Raw genomic sequence first — 13,733 nt, 5'->3', positions numbered from 1 at the left:
CAGGGGTGAGGATCCCTCAGGCGCCACCGCCGGGCTGCGGGAGCCCCGGCGCGAGGGCGCGGAACGAGTAGAGGTAGCCACCGTTGTCACCGCCGACGGTGACGTACGCCTCGGTCGTGCCCGGCTTGATGACCAGGTTGCTGACGAGGGGTTCCGGCTTGGGCTGCTGCGGTATCCGGATCGTGGCGATCAGGTCCCCGGTCTGGTTCCACACCAGGATCTTCCCGGAGCCGAGCACCACCTGGTACACGTTGCCGGCGGAGTCGACGGAGTTGGAGTCGAAGCCGCCGCGACCGGAGTTGGCGGTCATGCCCACGCTGCCCGTGGTGAAGCTCTTGCCATCGGGCGCCAGCGTGAAGAAGTTCTCCCGGCCGAGGTTGTACTCGCCCACCCACAAGCCGGAGAAGTCCGGCGTGAACGAGATGCCGTTGGGACTGGACAGGCCGTCCTGGAGGACGATCGGTTCGGCGCCGCGGGCGTCGAGGCGCACCACCCGGCCGTCCGGTTTCTTCAACGAGCCCTGGTAGTCGGTGAGGTACATGTCCCCCGCCTTGTTGAAGGCGATGTCGTCGGGCACCATCGCCCGGCCGTCCACCGGCCCCGAGAAGACGGTCGTGAAGCCGGTGCCGTCGGGGTCGAGCCGATCGATCTTCCCGTTGTCGTAGTCGGTGACGTACATCTTCCCGTCGGCCGGACTGAACTGCAGGGACGAGAAGCGGCTCGTGGCGTCGGTGTAGAGCGGCGTGACGGCCTTCGTCCGGGGGTCGAACCGGAGGATCTTGGGCTTTCCCGCCGGAGCGGTGAAGTCGACGAAGTACAGCTGGCCGTCGGGCCCGAAGGCAGGCCCCTCCAGCACGGTCGCGTGCCCGAACGCCGACGGCGGGTCCAGCCGTGCCACCTTGGCGACCTGCGTCGCCCGGATGACGCTCGGCGGCGCCTCCTGCCCCGCGTCGGAAGCCGGGACGCCGGCATCGGTCGCCCGTGCGGCGGGCGCGGCCACCGGGCCGCCGACGACCAGGGCCACCACCGCGGCGGCCGCGAGCGCGAGCCATTTCCTGCTCTTGATCATTTTTCTCCCGATCCACTGCTCTTGATCATGGTTCGTCCGGCCGATCGGTCGCGACGCGAGCGGACCGCTCCCGCAAGAGGTTCTTCTGGACCTTTCCCGTCGACGTCTTGGGCAGTTCGCCGAAGACCACGCGGCGGGGTGCCTTGAACCCCGCGATCCTGGCCCGCACGAAGGTGACCAGTTCCGCTTCGGTGACCGAGGCGTCGGCCCGGAGCATGACGTACGCGACCGGCACCTCACCCCATTTCGGATGCGGCGCACCGACGACCGCGGCCTCCAGCACCGCCGGGTGCTCCGCGAGCGCGCTCTCCACCTCGACGCAGGTGATGTTCTCCCCGCCGGAGATGATGACGTCCTTGGCCCTGTCGCGCAGTTCGACGTAGCCGTCCGGATGCATGACGCCCAAGTCGCCCGAGCGGAACCAGCCGTCGGTGGTCGCCGCGGCGGCGGTCGCCTCCGCGTCGCGGTAGTAGCCGAGCATCACGTCGTTGCCGCGCAGCACGATCTCGCCGAGCGTGCTGCCGTCCGCCGGCACGTCGGCGCCGTGCGGATCCACCACCCGCAGCGGTTCGGCGATGACGTTCGCGATGCCCTGTCGCGCCATCAGCGGTGCGCGCCGCGCGAGGGGCAGGTCCCGCCACTCGGGCTGCTCGTCGCACACGACGGCCGGGCCGAACGTCTCGGTGAGCCCGTAGAGATGACGGATCTCGATGCCGAGCGTGCTCATCCTGGCGAGCAGTGCCGGCCAGGGCGGCGCGCCCCCGACGAACGCCCGTACCGGGTGGGGCGCCGGTGCTGCCGCGGCGGGGTCGTCGGCCAGCATGGCCAGCACGGTGGGTGCGGCGCAGAAGTGGGTGACTCCGCTCTCGCGGATGGCCCGCCAGACGTCCGGCGGGTGCACCTTGCGCAGGCAGTGGTGCACCGCCCCGGCCGCGGTCACCGCCCAGGGGAAGCACCAGCCGTTGGTGTGGAACATCGGCAACGTCCACAGGAAGCGCGCCGAGGTGTCCAGTTGGGCGTGGTAGGCCATCGCCAGCGCCTGGAGATAGGCACCACGGTGGTGGTACATCACGCCCTTCGGCCGTCCGGTCGTGCCACTGGTGTAGTTGATCGAGAGCAGGGACCTCTCGTCGGTGACCGCCACCGCCCGCGGGGTGGCGCCCGCCAACAGGGACTCGTACGCGTCGTGCGGCCGCCCCGAGTCGATGACTGCGGGCCTGATCGCGCTGTGCTTGAGCGCCTCGGTCAGCACGTCGCGGCAGCTGGCGTCCACGATCACCACGGCGGGAGCGCTGTGGTCGAGGATGTAGGCGATCTCGGCGGGCGCCAGCCGGGTGTTGAGGGCCACGAGGACCGCACCGGCCAGGGGCACTCCGTAGTGCGCCTCCAGCAGCACGTGGGTGTTGGGGGCCAGCACCGCGACCCGGTCCCCCGGCCGCACTCCGTGCCCGTCCAGCACGCCGGCCAGCGCCTGCGCCCGGTGCCAGAGCTCGGCATAGGAGTACCGCAGGTCGCCGTCGACGACCGCGAGGCGGTCGGCGAACACCTTGGCGGCGCGCGCGGCGAACGCCACCGGAGTCAGTTCGGAGAAGACCATCCCGGGCATCTCGCGCCTCCTCGTCCGCTCAGGCCACGGCAATCGGCCGGAGCGGCGACCCGGTGCCGCCCCGAATGGTCAGCGGCAGGCCCACGAAGAGGAAGCTGGCCACCGCGTCGGCCGCCAGCTCCTCGCAGTCGACCCACTCCATGATGTGGATCCCCTGCTCATGGAGCAGGTACAGGTGCACCGGGAGTTGGTTGCCTGGCACCGTCGACGGCCTGACCTCGAAGGACATGGTGTCCGCGCCCACGTGGCGAGCGCCCTGCGCCACGAGCCACTGCGCTCCGTCCAGTGCCACGCCGCTGCCGCCGCTGCGCTCGCGGATCAGCTCGACGTCGGGCCAGAACTTCATCTGCCCCGTCCGCACCAGCACGATGTCGCCCTCCTCGACGGTCACTTCGGCGGCGTCCGCGGCCTGCCGCAGATGCTGCTCGCCGATCGCGAAGTGCGGCGGCAGGACGTCGAGGCCGAGCGCGCCGGCGACGTCCAGCAGGACGCCCCTGCCGAAGATCGGAGCCAACTCCGAGGCGTCCCCGTCCAGGGCACCGTGATCGCCCAGCGCCTCGTTCGCCGATACGCCGCCGTGCCATTCGTCGTTCGCCCCGCACGTCACGTGGCACAGTGCGTCGATGTGGGTCCCGGTGTGCAGGCTGCCCGACATGAGCTCGGAGACGTAGCCGAGTTGGACCTCGTTGCCCTCGGGGTCGTCGAACGGGAAGCGGCGGGCCGCGCGCTGGCCCTGCGGCGAGTTGTAGGTGACGATCTCGAAACGCGGATAGCCGTCGAACGTCGGCATGTGGCGCCACCACCCCGAGGAAAGGTCGTACACCGCGCCCCTGGTGGGGAGGGAGAGGGAGCGGAGCACGTCGTCTGCGCGGTGGTGCGGCCCGGTCTGCGAGTTCATGAGGACGTCCCTTTCGCGAGTGGCTGGAGAGGTGGCCCGGACGCTGGCGACGATCGGGCCGTGACGGACACCCCGGCGCCGGCTCTCACCGCCGTTCCGGCGCGCGCCGCGGTCGGCGGTGACGACAGGAACAGCACCGGCCCGGCGCGCTCATCCGGCTGGACGGGAAAGCCCCGCGGGATTCCCGCCGAGGCCCGGCCGCACGCGGAACGACCGGCCCGACGGGCCGACATGCCCCCCGTGACGCCCCGTTGCCCGGCCGATCCCGCCGTCCGCGACAGCGACCACGACGCCACCGCGCTCCGCGCATCCCGTTCCGCTCAGCATTAGTTCAGTGTACTCATTACTCGATCACAAGGTCCAGCCCGAAGCGAGTCGAGCACAACTCGGCACGTGGGACGCTAGATCAGCGGAAAGTCCGCCCCTGCGCCTCCCCTTGCCCACCAAAGAGTGCACTTTTTATGCGCTCGGGCGCCGGATCAAGGCGCCTACGCGGCCTACGACTCGTTCTTCAGCAGCTCCGCCACGGCTTGCAGGTGTCGCCGCATCCGGTGCTGCGCGAGCGGGGCGTCGCCGGCCACGATCGCCGCGACCATCGCCTGGTGCGCCTGGTGGGACTCGACCGCGGCCTCGCGATTGCCCTCGTCGGGCCGGCCGTCGGTCTCCCACTCGTCCTGCACCATGTCCTGGTCGAGTTGGGCCAGCACCTCGACGAAGAGGGTGATCGCCGGATTGCCGGCCAGTTCGGCGATCACGCGGTGGAGATGCCGCGCGTGCCCGAGGGTCACCCCCCGCTCGATCAGCTCCCGCTCGGTCTCCAGCGCATCCGTCAGGCGCGCGATCCCCGACTCCGTCAGCTTCTCGATCGCGGTGGTGACACCGGCGAGTTCGAGGGCCATCCGCGCCTCGAACAGCTGGCGCCGGTTGACGGCCGCGTGCCGGAGGTAGACCCGGGCCGCATCGCGGACGATGCCGGGATCCGGTTCGGTGACGACGAGGCCGCCGCCGGGCCCACGCCGCATCCGCGCCATCTGGTGATGCTCGATGAGCCGCACGGCCTCGCGAAACACGGCGCGGCTCACGCCGTAGCGCTCGATCAGCTCCCGCTCGGAGCCGAGGACCGACCCGGTGCGCCAGCCCTCCTTCACGATGTCCTTCTCGATCAGCTCCGCCACCGTCTCGGCGAGTCGCTGACTCCCCCGTCCGGCAGGTGCCGCGTCGCTCTTACCGTCACCCGTCATGGCCCACGCCTGCCCCGTCTGAGAATCATTGCCTCGGTCAACCCGTAGCGCATAGAGAGCACTCTTTCTTCGCCACATTATAAGTGAGCTGGGAAGAAGTCCGCGTCAATCCGACGGATGGGGCTAAATAAGTGGCCTTATCTTGCGACGGGAGTCACCGGTGCGAGCCACCCCACGGCACCTTCAGCCGAACAGGCGGGAACCGAGCGGGCGTTGCTCGTCGAAGCCGGGGAGGATCAGGAACGTCGCGCTGGCGGTCGTGGTGGTGAACTGCAGCAGTGCGTCGGAGGTGTCCATGTGGGTGAGGGTGGCGGTGAAGGTCCGCAGGTCGTTCTGGAAGCTGACGAAGAGCAGGCCGGAGCCGGGTGCGTCGGTGGTGTAGGAGCGGCGGAGCATGAGGCCGACGCCGACCACGGTGGGGTTGGCCCTGCGCACGTGGGCGTCCGCGGGGACGAGGTACCGTCCGTCCGGTGTCTTGGCTCCGAGTTCCGGGCCTGCGCCGACGGTCCCGCCGGAGAGGGGGACACCGCTGGCCCGGTGCCGCCCGAAGACCGCTTCCTGCTCGGCCACGGACAGGGCGGCGAACCGCGACAGGTCGAGTTCCATGCGTCGCACTACGGCGAGGGTGCCGCCGGCGACGGCGGGGGGACCGGCCAGCCACAGGTCGCGTTGCTGTTCGGCGGTGGTGTGCGGGCCCACGATGCCGTCGATGAAACCGAGCGGATTACGGGGCGCGGTAAGGCCGTTGCCGACGGGGACGTTGGTGCCGCGGCGCGCGGACTGCCGCCAGCGTTCGTGGAGGCGGTCGCCGGCCTGGTCCAGGAGCGCGGCGGCGACGACCGGTAGGAGCAGCGCGTCGCTGGCGCAGATCTGCATCAGCAGGTCACCGCCGCGTGCCTGGGGGGCGATCCGCTCGCGGGAGAACTGCGGGAGGTCGACCGCGCCGGGCAGCGCGGCACCGGCCGCGCGCACCAGCCGGGGGCCCACGCCGACGGTCACCGTGAGGTCGCCCGGCGGCAGGCCCAGCAGTCGTCGGTCGGTCCCCGCGACGAGGGTGCCAACGGCCCGGCCCAGTTCGGCCAGTAACGGGCCGACGGCCACGCCGGCGCCGACGTCGGCCACCACGGCGAGCAGGTTGGGCTGGGCCGGTTGGGGCAGCGTGATGCCTGCCTGATGGCGGCCCGTCACCGGAACCGGCGGGGGCGTGGCCGCTGCGGTGGGAAGGGCGCGGTCCGGCCGGGCGGCGTCCGCCGTGCACCCTGCCGCCAGACCGGCGGCCACCACGGTGCCGGTGGCGTTGAGGAACGTGCGGCGCGACGGCTGGCGCTCGGCTTGGTGCATGGTGTGCAGAGTGCCACACCGGCATCGCGGATGCGGTTCAACTTCGCGATTCTGGCGAGGGATTGGGCATCGTGCCAAACTGGGATCATGTCTCGATGGGCTCTTCGCGCGTTGGCGATGGTGGTGGGCATGCTGACGCTTGTGGTCGGCTGCGGTGGCGGCGAGGGAGGGTCGGACAAGGGCACGCGACCGAGCGGTGCGCGGGTGACGATCCGCGTGCCTGGCGATGCCCCGACGATCTCGGCCGCGGTGTCGCTCGCGCACTCCGGTGACCTGGTGTTGGTCGCTCCGGGCGTGTACCACGAGTCGGTGCAGGTCGCCACGCCTGGTGTCACGCTGCGCGGGGCGTCCCGGGACGGGGTCGTGATCGACGGGCGGTTGCGGCAGCCCAACGGCGTCGTCGTCACGGCGCCCGGGGTTGCCGTGCAGAACCTCACCGTGCGCAACAACACGCAGAACGGGATCCTCGTCACCGGTTCGGCGAAGGCGGCCGCGGGCCTGCCGGGCGGAAACGGCGGCTACGACACCGGCAGTGAGCCCGTCACCTTCCTGAAGTCGTTTCTGGTCTCCTACGTGACGGCGACCCGCAACGGCCTGTACGGCATCTACGCGTTCTCCGCTCAGAACGGCGTCATCGAGCACTCGTACACGTCGGGCGGGGCCGACTCGGGGATCTACGTCGGTCAGTGCAAGCCCTGTCGCATCGTGGTGCGGGACAACATCGCCGAACTCAACGCGGTCGGTTACGAAGGCACCAACGCCAGCGGAGACATGTACGTGGTCGGCAACCGCCTGGTCGGCAACCGGGTCGGGCTCACCACCAACTCCGACCACCAGGAGAAGCTGCTGCCGCAGCAGGGCGCCGTCCTCGCCGGCAACCTGATCGCCGCCAACCAGCAGCAGGCCACCCCGGCACAGGCCGACGGCGCGTGGGGCATCGGCATCGGCGTCGACGGCGGCAGCGACAACCAGTTCGTCCGCAACCGCATCGCCGGCAACAGCACTGCCGGGCTGGTGATCACGGCGACCACCGACATTCCTCCGGTCGGCAACGAGGTCGTGGCCAACACGTTCACCGGCAACGGCGTCGACGTCGGCTGGACGTTCCCCACCGCCACCCGGGGGCGGGGCAACTGCCTGCGGGGCAACGACCTGCGCAGCACGGTGCCCGCCGCGCTCGCCACCACCGCGCCGTGCCCGCTGCCGGCCACGTCGCCCTCGCCGGCCGGCACGTGGCCGACGCCGACGGCGCCCGGTGGCATCCCGTTCACCGACGTCGCGGTGCCTGGTCCCCAGCCACAGTTCCCGCACGCCGGCACCACGGGCGCCACCGCCGTCCCGGCCGTGCCGGCCCTACCGGAAACGGCCGACGTCCCGCTGCCGCCGACGTCCCTGCTCGCCGCGCACGCGCGGGTGCAGACGTCCTGAACAGCGGCTACGGCCTCGGGGTGACTCCCGGTACGGGCTTGATCGGAACGTACTTCTGCGGGCCGAAGTCGATGACCACCGGCTGCGTCTCGGAACCCACGCTGATGCGGACCCGGTACATGGTGCCGTCCTCGCCGACCCAGTAGCGCACGGTGCCGGCCGTTCCGGCGCGGCCACGGGAGTACGGCCCGGTCATGACGTCCACCCGATGCCCGTCCACCTCGTCCCGCCCCCACCAGGCGGCGCCGTTCTGCGGGAGCAGTTGGGCGTTGTCCGGTCGGTCGCTGGCGAGGTTGAGCGCGATGGCCAAAGAGCTGTCCAGCGCGACGCCGGACGACTGCAACGGACGGCTGTACCAACCCGAGGGGGGCGGCGACGCGGGCGCCTGCGCCGGGGCGTTCGCCATCGGGTGGACGAGGACCGCGGCGGCGGTCCACTGGATCAGCCCGTCGCTGGACGTGTCGCGCCCGGTGCCGTGCACCACGCCGTAACCGAGCTTGCCTTGGAAGTCGATGGATCCGGTGACGACGAGCCCGCCGGCGGTGCCCGGCACGGTGATCGTGACCGTGCGGCCGTGTGCCTGGAAGTTGCGGAACCGCGTGATCGCCAGCCGGTTCGCCTCATCCGACGTCAGTGCGCGCTGACCACCGGGGTCCGCGCCGCCGTCGGCGACCACGAACACGGCCACCGCGGCAACCGCGGCCACCGCCATGCCGATGCCGGCTGCTGCCCAGCGTGGCCGCAGCCGTCGGCGTCGGCCGACCGCACGGTCCGGTAGGGCTTTCTGGGTCCTGACGCTCCGCACCCGGCTCGACGCTGACACTCTGCTGGTTCATCCTCTCCGTCACCGCACCGCTCGGCCACGACGTGAGCTGCCTGCCCGCGGCCCGAGGGACGCGGGCAGGCAGCTCACTGTGGTGCGGTGCGTTCAGTGTTTCCGGACTCGACGCTTACGGCTCGCGAAGGCGAGGGCCAGGCCCCCACCCACCAGCAGGCCGACGGCGGCGAGCATTTCCGGCAGCCGGGACATGCCGGTGTGCGCCAGTGAACCCGAACTCCCGCCGCCCGGCGCCGGGTTGGCCGGTGGCGCTGGTGACGGCGGTGTGGAGGCCGGTGGCGCGGACGGAGTGGGCGTCGGGGTCGGCGTCGGGGTCGGTGTTGCCTTCGGGACGTACACCCCGGCGTCGATCGTGTGATCGACCCCGCCCGGCTTGGCCGGCGCCGTGACGGGCGCGAAGCCGTTGCACAGCTTCCCGGTGGTCGGCGGGGTCACGTTGGAGTCGTGCGCACGGTTGGCACCGGCTCTCGGGAGCGTGAAGCGCAGTTCGCTCGTGGCGGGCCGGCCGGGCACCTTGCTGGTGTCCGCGGTGCACACGTCGAACTGCACCGTGTACTTCGCGCCCGGTGTGAGCTGGTACGCGGCGCCGACCCCACCGAAGTAGTACTCACCGGCGGCATCGGTCCTGGTCGTGGCGACCTGCTTGCCGTGCGCGTCCAGCAGGTTGATCGTCGCCCCCGGCAGGAGCGGTTCCGCCGGGTCCTGGATCCCGTTGTGGTCGCCGTCGAACCACACGAGGTTGCCGATCTGGATCGGTGCGTTCGCCGCCGTGTACGCGATGTCGCCGAGTCCGCCGGCCTTGCCGAACCCGTTCTGTTCCTGACCGATGAACTGGAACGCGTTGGCGGCCGGACTGTTGCCCGGGCCCTGACCGGTCGTGACGTCGTAGTAGCCGGTACCGGCGGTTTCGATGTTGACGGTCGGGTCGAACTCCGTACTGACGACCCACTGTTGCTGCGGAATGTAGGCCACGGATCCCAGCGCGGTCTCCTGGTGCCCGCCGCTGAAGAAGTCACCCGGGAAGTATTCGACGACTCCGTCCTGCTGCCCGCCGTCAGTGGCGGGGGTGGCGTGGTTGGGGCAGTTTCCGGTGCCTTCCCACGCGTATCCGCCGTTGGGATCGGCGCAGGCCATGGTGATGTCACCGCCGGACATGCCGAATTCCGGCGTGGGGTCGTTCGGGCGCGGGTCCAGTCCCTTCGCACTGAGCACGTCCATGAACCGGTCGCGGAAACCCAGGATCATCGAGCCGTCACGGGCGAAGGCGAGGGAGGCGAGTTCCGGCTGCGGATCGATGAACGCGCCGCCCAGTTTCCGTTGGTCCCACGTCGCCAGGCTGGTGTTCCACGGATTCCAGTGGGTGGCCTGGTCGACGTTGCCGGCACCGGTGAAGACGGTGCCGCGCTTGCCGGTGAGCGCGTGGGTCAGCACCGTGGTGAACCGCTTGCCGTCGTAGGCGTAGACGACGGCCTTCAGGTCCGTGCGCTGCTGGGTGCTCTCCGCGGTGCACACGCCGCCGACGTAGAGCGTGTTGTCGTGGACGGAGAGACCGAACGGCCGCCAGTCGCCGGCGCTCGCGCACCCCGGGTCGGGGATCCGCACCGTCGCCTTGGGCGCCGAGGCGGTGGTCCCCTTCGCGTCGAAGCTCACCAGGCTGCGGGTCCGCAGGTTGACCGCGTACAGCGTGGAGCCGTCCTCCGACAGGGCCAGGCCGCCGATGCTCTCCTTGCCCGGTGCGTCGGTGAACCCGGGGTCCTTGATCATGTTGGCGGTGTCGTGCTCCGTGGCCGTGGCGCCCGGCACCTGCGCGAACGGCTCCGGTGCACCGGAGCCGTTGGTCGGCACCGTGTAGATCGCGCCGCCGCCCTTCGGCCCGTACGGGGCGTATCGGCGGGCGAACGCGCCCTGGAACAGCCGGTTCTGGTACTTGTCGTACGCCAGCCCGAACGTCGTGCCCACCTGGGCCTGCGTGGCCAGCGTGGTGGGGCACGACACGTCGGCGGGACACGTGCCACGGACCTTCGTGCCGAACGCCACCAAGGCCCGGGTGTCGGTCCCGTGGGCGCCGTTCTGGACGGGTACGAAGTACCGGGAGTCCGGCAGTGTGTAGTCGGCCGGGTTCCAGACGCCCGTCACCACCGAGGCGTTCTTCCCGCCCGACACGTCCACGAACGACGTGAAGCTGTTGAAGTGGTTCTCCGCCGTCGACGCGGGCGCCGCGCGGAGGTAGTTGTCGTACGGTGCCGGAACGCTGACGTCGACGCGGTACCGGCCGCCGCTCAGCTTCGTCGACCGGGACACCACGACCTTGCCCGTGGTGTCCGTGAGTCCGGTCACGACGTGCCCGGCGCGGTCGGAGACCTGCACCTTGATGCCCCGCTGCGGCACGTCCATCGTCGTGTTGATCACGCCGGTACCGAAGAAGTCGCGCAGCACCTGAACTGTCAGCGTGCCGTCGGTGGTTGACGCGGCGGCCGGTCCGGCCGTCGCCCCCATGGCGCCACCCGCCAGCAGGAGAACAGCCAACCCTGTGCGCGCCAGCGGCGCCGCGAGCCTCCGGGACGGCCGGCCCGGATCTCTGCCAACTTGGTTCATGGCATCACGCTCCACACTTCTTTCTCGGCAGGAAGACGAAGCACCTACTTCTCGCTGCCCGTCCACTTCACGGCCCCCGAACACGGGCGCCGTGAATCGGCAAAGCGCCCACTGCTGGTGAGTGGGCGGCTTTGTGGATTGCGGTTGTGACAGATGATGCTTAAGTGGCGCGGGCGAGGAAAAGCGAACGCCCGTTCAAAGCCTTGGGGAAAACCGCCCTGCATTGCGTGTTCTTGCAGCTCAATCACGGCACCCCGCCCCCACCGCCCACCTCACCGGCCGCCATCGCGAGCAGCGCGCGACATTCTATGGGCTGATGTCTCGGCGTCACCAGCAGAATCCTTGAATCCATCAGGAACGGCAAAAGTCCCTGAAAGAACGGGGATTGGTGACCTGAAGAATGCGCGTCGGTGACGTGCGGGCGGGCGGGTCGATGAAGTGTTCACGCGGTGCGCAGGTGTCCGCGCACCGCACCACGTGGCCGGCTTTCGCGCGCACGCCGAGGTCGTGGCGCGACCCCGGGGCCCGCAACACGTTCCGGAAGTAGACCACTTCGAGGGGCGCAGCTCACGCGGCCGGCACCACCACGTCACTCCCGTCACTGCCGCCCGTGCCTTTCTCGCCATCCGCGGGGTGACCCGGACGCGTCCGTCCATCGAACTGACTTGTCGTCAAGTTTGTTTCGTCCGGCGGGTCTTCTGTGGAGCTGGAGCGGCATCTGCACCCCTGCGACCGGGCCCTCATCCGCGCCGGCGCCTGGCGGGAGCGCTGCCCGGCGCCGCTCGGTCGACAGCGCCGGAATGCCCGGGGCGACCGGTGCCGGCACCCCGGAAACGGCCGTCGTCACAGGTCACCAGCTGCGCCTTCGTCGTCCAGGCACGTATGCGGTGACCTTTCGATGGAAGCGCCTCCAAAGTTTGGCCACAAGTTGCACACATTCCCCTCTCCGGAGGGGCCTCGATGGTCTACATTGACGCTGCTTCACATGACACGACGCGACAAATCGTGATCTTTGGGTCCGGCGTACGGACAACCGGCAGTCGTGCCCTCGGCGCCGGACATGGGGGATCGACTCTCGGAGCCCGAGCAGGGGCCTCGGGTGTGGGGAGCCTGCGATGGCGACGGACTTCCCCGTACCTCGGGCGTACGGCAAGACATGCGAGCCCACTGACGACCTGGGGGGATCTGTGCAGCAGGGGGAACTGGGCGGCCCGTTGCTCTTGGCGCGCGGGCGTCCGGAGAACGGCGCGACCAACCGGCCCGCGGCCGACTGGGAGCAGCGGTACCGCCGCAACGTGATCACCAGCGACACCGTGTCCACCGCCGTCGTGGCGACCGCGATCGGCAACTTCTTCGGGGCCCGGGACGCGGCCAACTGGCACGAGAAGTGGGGAATCCTCGCATTCGGCACCGAGCTGCTGGTGCTGGGGATGCTTGCGGTGACCCGGTCGTGGGCTCCGGCCGTACTCGGCCAGGGCGCCGAGGAGTTCCGCCGGCTCGGGCGCTCGCTGTTCACGGCGACCGTCGTCCTGGCGCTCGGCGGGATCGCCCTCGCCTCGCGCAACATCAAGCTCTGGATATTCGTCGCGGTCCCCACGATCGCGCTGGTCACCATGACCGCGCGGTACCTGCTGCGGCTGTCGCTGCACAGGCAGCGGAAGGAAGGACGGTGCCTGCGTCCGGTGCTCGCCGCCGGAAGCCCGGACACCGTGCGCGACCTGATCGCCCGAACCCGCAAGTTCCCGCACCTCGGCTGGCGGGTGGACGCGGTGTGCACGACGGACGGCCGCGGGATCGACGGGGACCAACTCGACGAGGTGCCGGTCGTCGGCCGACTGACGGACGTCGCGGGCCACGTCCACCGCGACGGCTACCGCGTCGTCGCGGTCACACCGGACCCGCACTGGTCACCGGACCGGCTGCAACGACTGGCCTGGAACCTCGAAGGCAGCGATGCCGAGATGGTCGTGGCCCCCGTGCTGATGGAGGTGGCCGGCCCGCGACTGCACGTCGACGCGGTGCTCGGGATCCCCCTGCTGCGGGTCAGCATGCCGACCTTCACCGGCGGGCACCGGGCGGTCAAAGAGGTCGTCGACCGCATGGGCGCGGCGATCCTGCTGATGCTGTTCGCACCGCTGATGGTGCTCGTCGGGCTGCTCGTGCTGGTCGACAGTCGGGGCGGGGCGTTCTACCGCCAGCGCCGGGTCGGCAAGGACGGCCGCGAGTTCACCATCGTGAAGTTCCGCACCATGGTCGCCGGGGCCGACCGGGCACGTGCCGCGCTGGCCGACCGCAACGAGGGCGCCGGTCTGCTGTTCAAGCTCCGCCGGGATCCGCGGGTGACCCGGGTGGGAACGGTGCTGCGCCGGTACTCGATCGACGAACTCCCGCAGCTGTTCAACGTGCTCACCGGATCGATGTCGCTGGTCGGGCCGCGGCCCCCGTTGCCGGAGGAGTCCGCCGCGTACGGCCCGGACATCCGGCGGCGGCTGCTGGTCAAGCCCGGGCTCACCGGCCTGTGGCAGATCAGCGGACGCAGCGACCTGCCGTGGGAGGAAGCCGTCCGACTGGACCTGCGGTACGTGGAGGACTGGTCGCTCGCCCTCGACGCGGTGATCTTGTGGAAGACGCTGCGTGCGGTGCTCCAAGGACAGGGGGCCTACTGATGCGCGGGGATCTGCGACGTCGTACGGCCGGCGCACGGACCGCAGGCCGAA

The 13,733-nt window shown here is 70.5% G+C and carries 9 protein-coding genes; 2 read left to right on the top strand and 7 right to left on the bottom strand.

Features of this window, described 5'->3' with window-relative positions:
• Positions 1-16: 16 nt before the first annotated feature.
• From ABD385_RS16890 to ABD385_RS16870, 5 genes are all read right to left on the bottom strand, one after another.
• Positions 17-1,069, bottom strand: a complete 1,053-nt coding sequence (locus ABD385_RS16890) for an SMP-30/gluconolactonase/LRE family protein (protein ID WP_344576514.1) — start codon at positions 1,067-1,069, stop codon at positions 17-19.
• 25 nt (positions 1,070-1,094) lie between these two features.
• The gene (locus tag ABD385_RS16885) at positions 1,095-2,675 is read right to left on the bottom strand and encodes an AMP-binding protein (protein WP_344576511.1); all 1,581 of its coding nucleotides are present in this window, start codon (positions 2,673-2,675) and stop codon (positions 1,095-1,097) included.
• 19 nt (positions 2,676-2,694) lie between these two features.
• Positions 2,695-3,573: a cyclase family protein gene (locus ABD385_RS16880; RefSeq protein ID WP_344576509.1), complete on the bottom strand. Its 879-nt coding sequence runs from the start codon at positions 3,571-3,573 to the stop codon at positions 2,695-2,697.
• Between the two features lie 497 nt (positions 3,574-4,070).
• On the bottom strand, positions 4,071-4,814 hold the full coding sequence (locus ABD385_RS16875) for a FadR/GntR family transcriptional regulator (RefSeq protein ID WP_344576506.1): 744 nt from the start codon (positions 4,812-4,814) through the stop codon (positions 4,071-4,073).
• Between the two features lie 183 nt (positions 4,815-4,997).
• The gene (locus ABD385_RS16870) at positions 4,998-6,155 is read right to left on the bottom strand and encodes a Dyp-type peroxidase (RefSeq protein ID WP_344576503.1); all 1,158 of its coding nucleotides are present in this window, start codon (positions 6,153-6,155) and stop codon (positions 4,998-5,000) included.
• An 87-nt stretch (positions 6,156-6,242) separates the two neighbouring features.
• Between ABD385_RS16870 and ABD385_RS16865 the strand changes: the two genes are divergently transcribed.
• Positions 6,243-7,583: a right-handed parallel beta-helix repeat-containing protein gene (locus ABD385_RS16865; protein ID WP_344576501.1), complete on the top strand. Its 1,341-nt coding sequence runs from the start codon at positions 6,243-6,245 to the stop codon at positions 7,581-7,583.
• Between the two features lie 7 nt (positions 7,584-7,590).
• Here ABD385_RS16865 and ABD385_RS16860 read toward each other — a convergent pair whose 3' ends face one another.
• Both ABD385_RS16860 and ABD385_RS16855 read right to left on the bottom strand, forming a co-directional pair.
• The gene (locus ABD385_RS16860) at positions 7,591-8,295 is read right to left on the bottom strand and encodes a hypothetical protein (RefSeq protein WP_344576498.1); all 705 of its coding nucleotides are present in this window, start codon (positions 8,293-8,295) and stop codon (positions 7,591-7,593) included.
• Positions 8,296-8,511: 216 nt separating this feature from the next.
• Positions 8,512-10,917, bottom strand: coding sequence for an SdrD B-like domain-containing protein (locus ABD385_RS16855; RefSeq protein ID WP_344576497.1), 2,406 nt, complete (start codon positions 10,915-10,917; stop codon positions 8,512-8,514).
• Between the two features lie 1,286 nt (positions 10,918-12,203).
• Between ABD385_RS16855 and ABD385_RS16850 the strand changes: the two genes are divergently transcribed.
• Positions 12,204-13,682 (top strand): sugar transferase, encoded by a 1,479-nt coding sequence (locus ABD385_RS16850; RefSeq protein ID WP_344576638.1) that lies wholly within the window; start codon positions 12,204-12,206, stop codon positions 13,680-13,682.
• Positions 13,683-13,733 lie beyond the last annotated feature (51 nt).

Source organism: Streptomyces lunalinharesii, from assembly GCF_039532155.1.
Classification (GTDB): Bacteria; Actinomycetota; Actinomycetes; order Streptomycetales; family Streptomycetaceae; genus Streptomyces; species Streptomyces lunalinharesii.
Note: the sequence above shows the minus strand (reverse complement) of the source record. Positions and strands in the feature narration are given on the sequence as shown.

Excerpts from the sequence above, each read along its gene's own strand:
- ABD385_RS16890 (WP_344576514.1), bottom strand. The coding sequence starts at position 1,069 with ATGATCAAGAGCAGGAAATGGCTCGCGCTCGCGGCCGCCGCGGTGGTG.
- ABD385_RS16885 (WP_344576511.1), bottom strand. The coding sequence starts at position 2,675 with ATGCCCGGGATGGTCTTCTCCGAACTGACTCCGGTGGCGTTCGCCGCG.
- ABD385_RS16880 (WP_344576509.1), bottom strand. The coding sequence starts at position 3,573 with ATGAACTCGCAGACCGGGCCGCACCACCGCGCAGACGACGTGCTCCGC.
- ABD385_RS16875 (WP_344576506.1), bottom strand. The coding sequence starts at position 4,814 with ATGACGGGTGACGGTAAGAGCGACGCGGCACCTGCCGGACGGGGGAGT.
- ABD385_RS16870 (WP_344576503.1), bottom strand. The coding sequence starts at position 6,155 with ATGCACCAAGCCGAGCGCCAGCCGTCGCGCCGCACGTTCCTCAACGCC.
- ABD385_RS16865 (WP_344576501.1), top strand. The coding sequence starts at position 6,243 with ATGTCTCGATGGGCTCTTCGCGCGTTGGCGATGGTGGTGGGCATGCTG.
- ABD385_RS16860 (WP_344576498.1), bottom strand. The coding sequence starts at position 8,295 with ATGGCGGTGGCCGCGGTTGCCGCGGTGGCCGTGTTCGTGGTCGCCGAC.
- ABD385_RS16855 (WP_344576497.1), bottom strand. The coding sequence starts at position 10,917 with ATGGGGGCGACGGCCGGACCGGCCGCCGCGTCAACCACCGACGGCACG.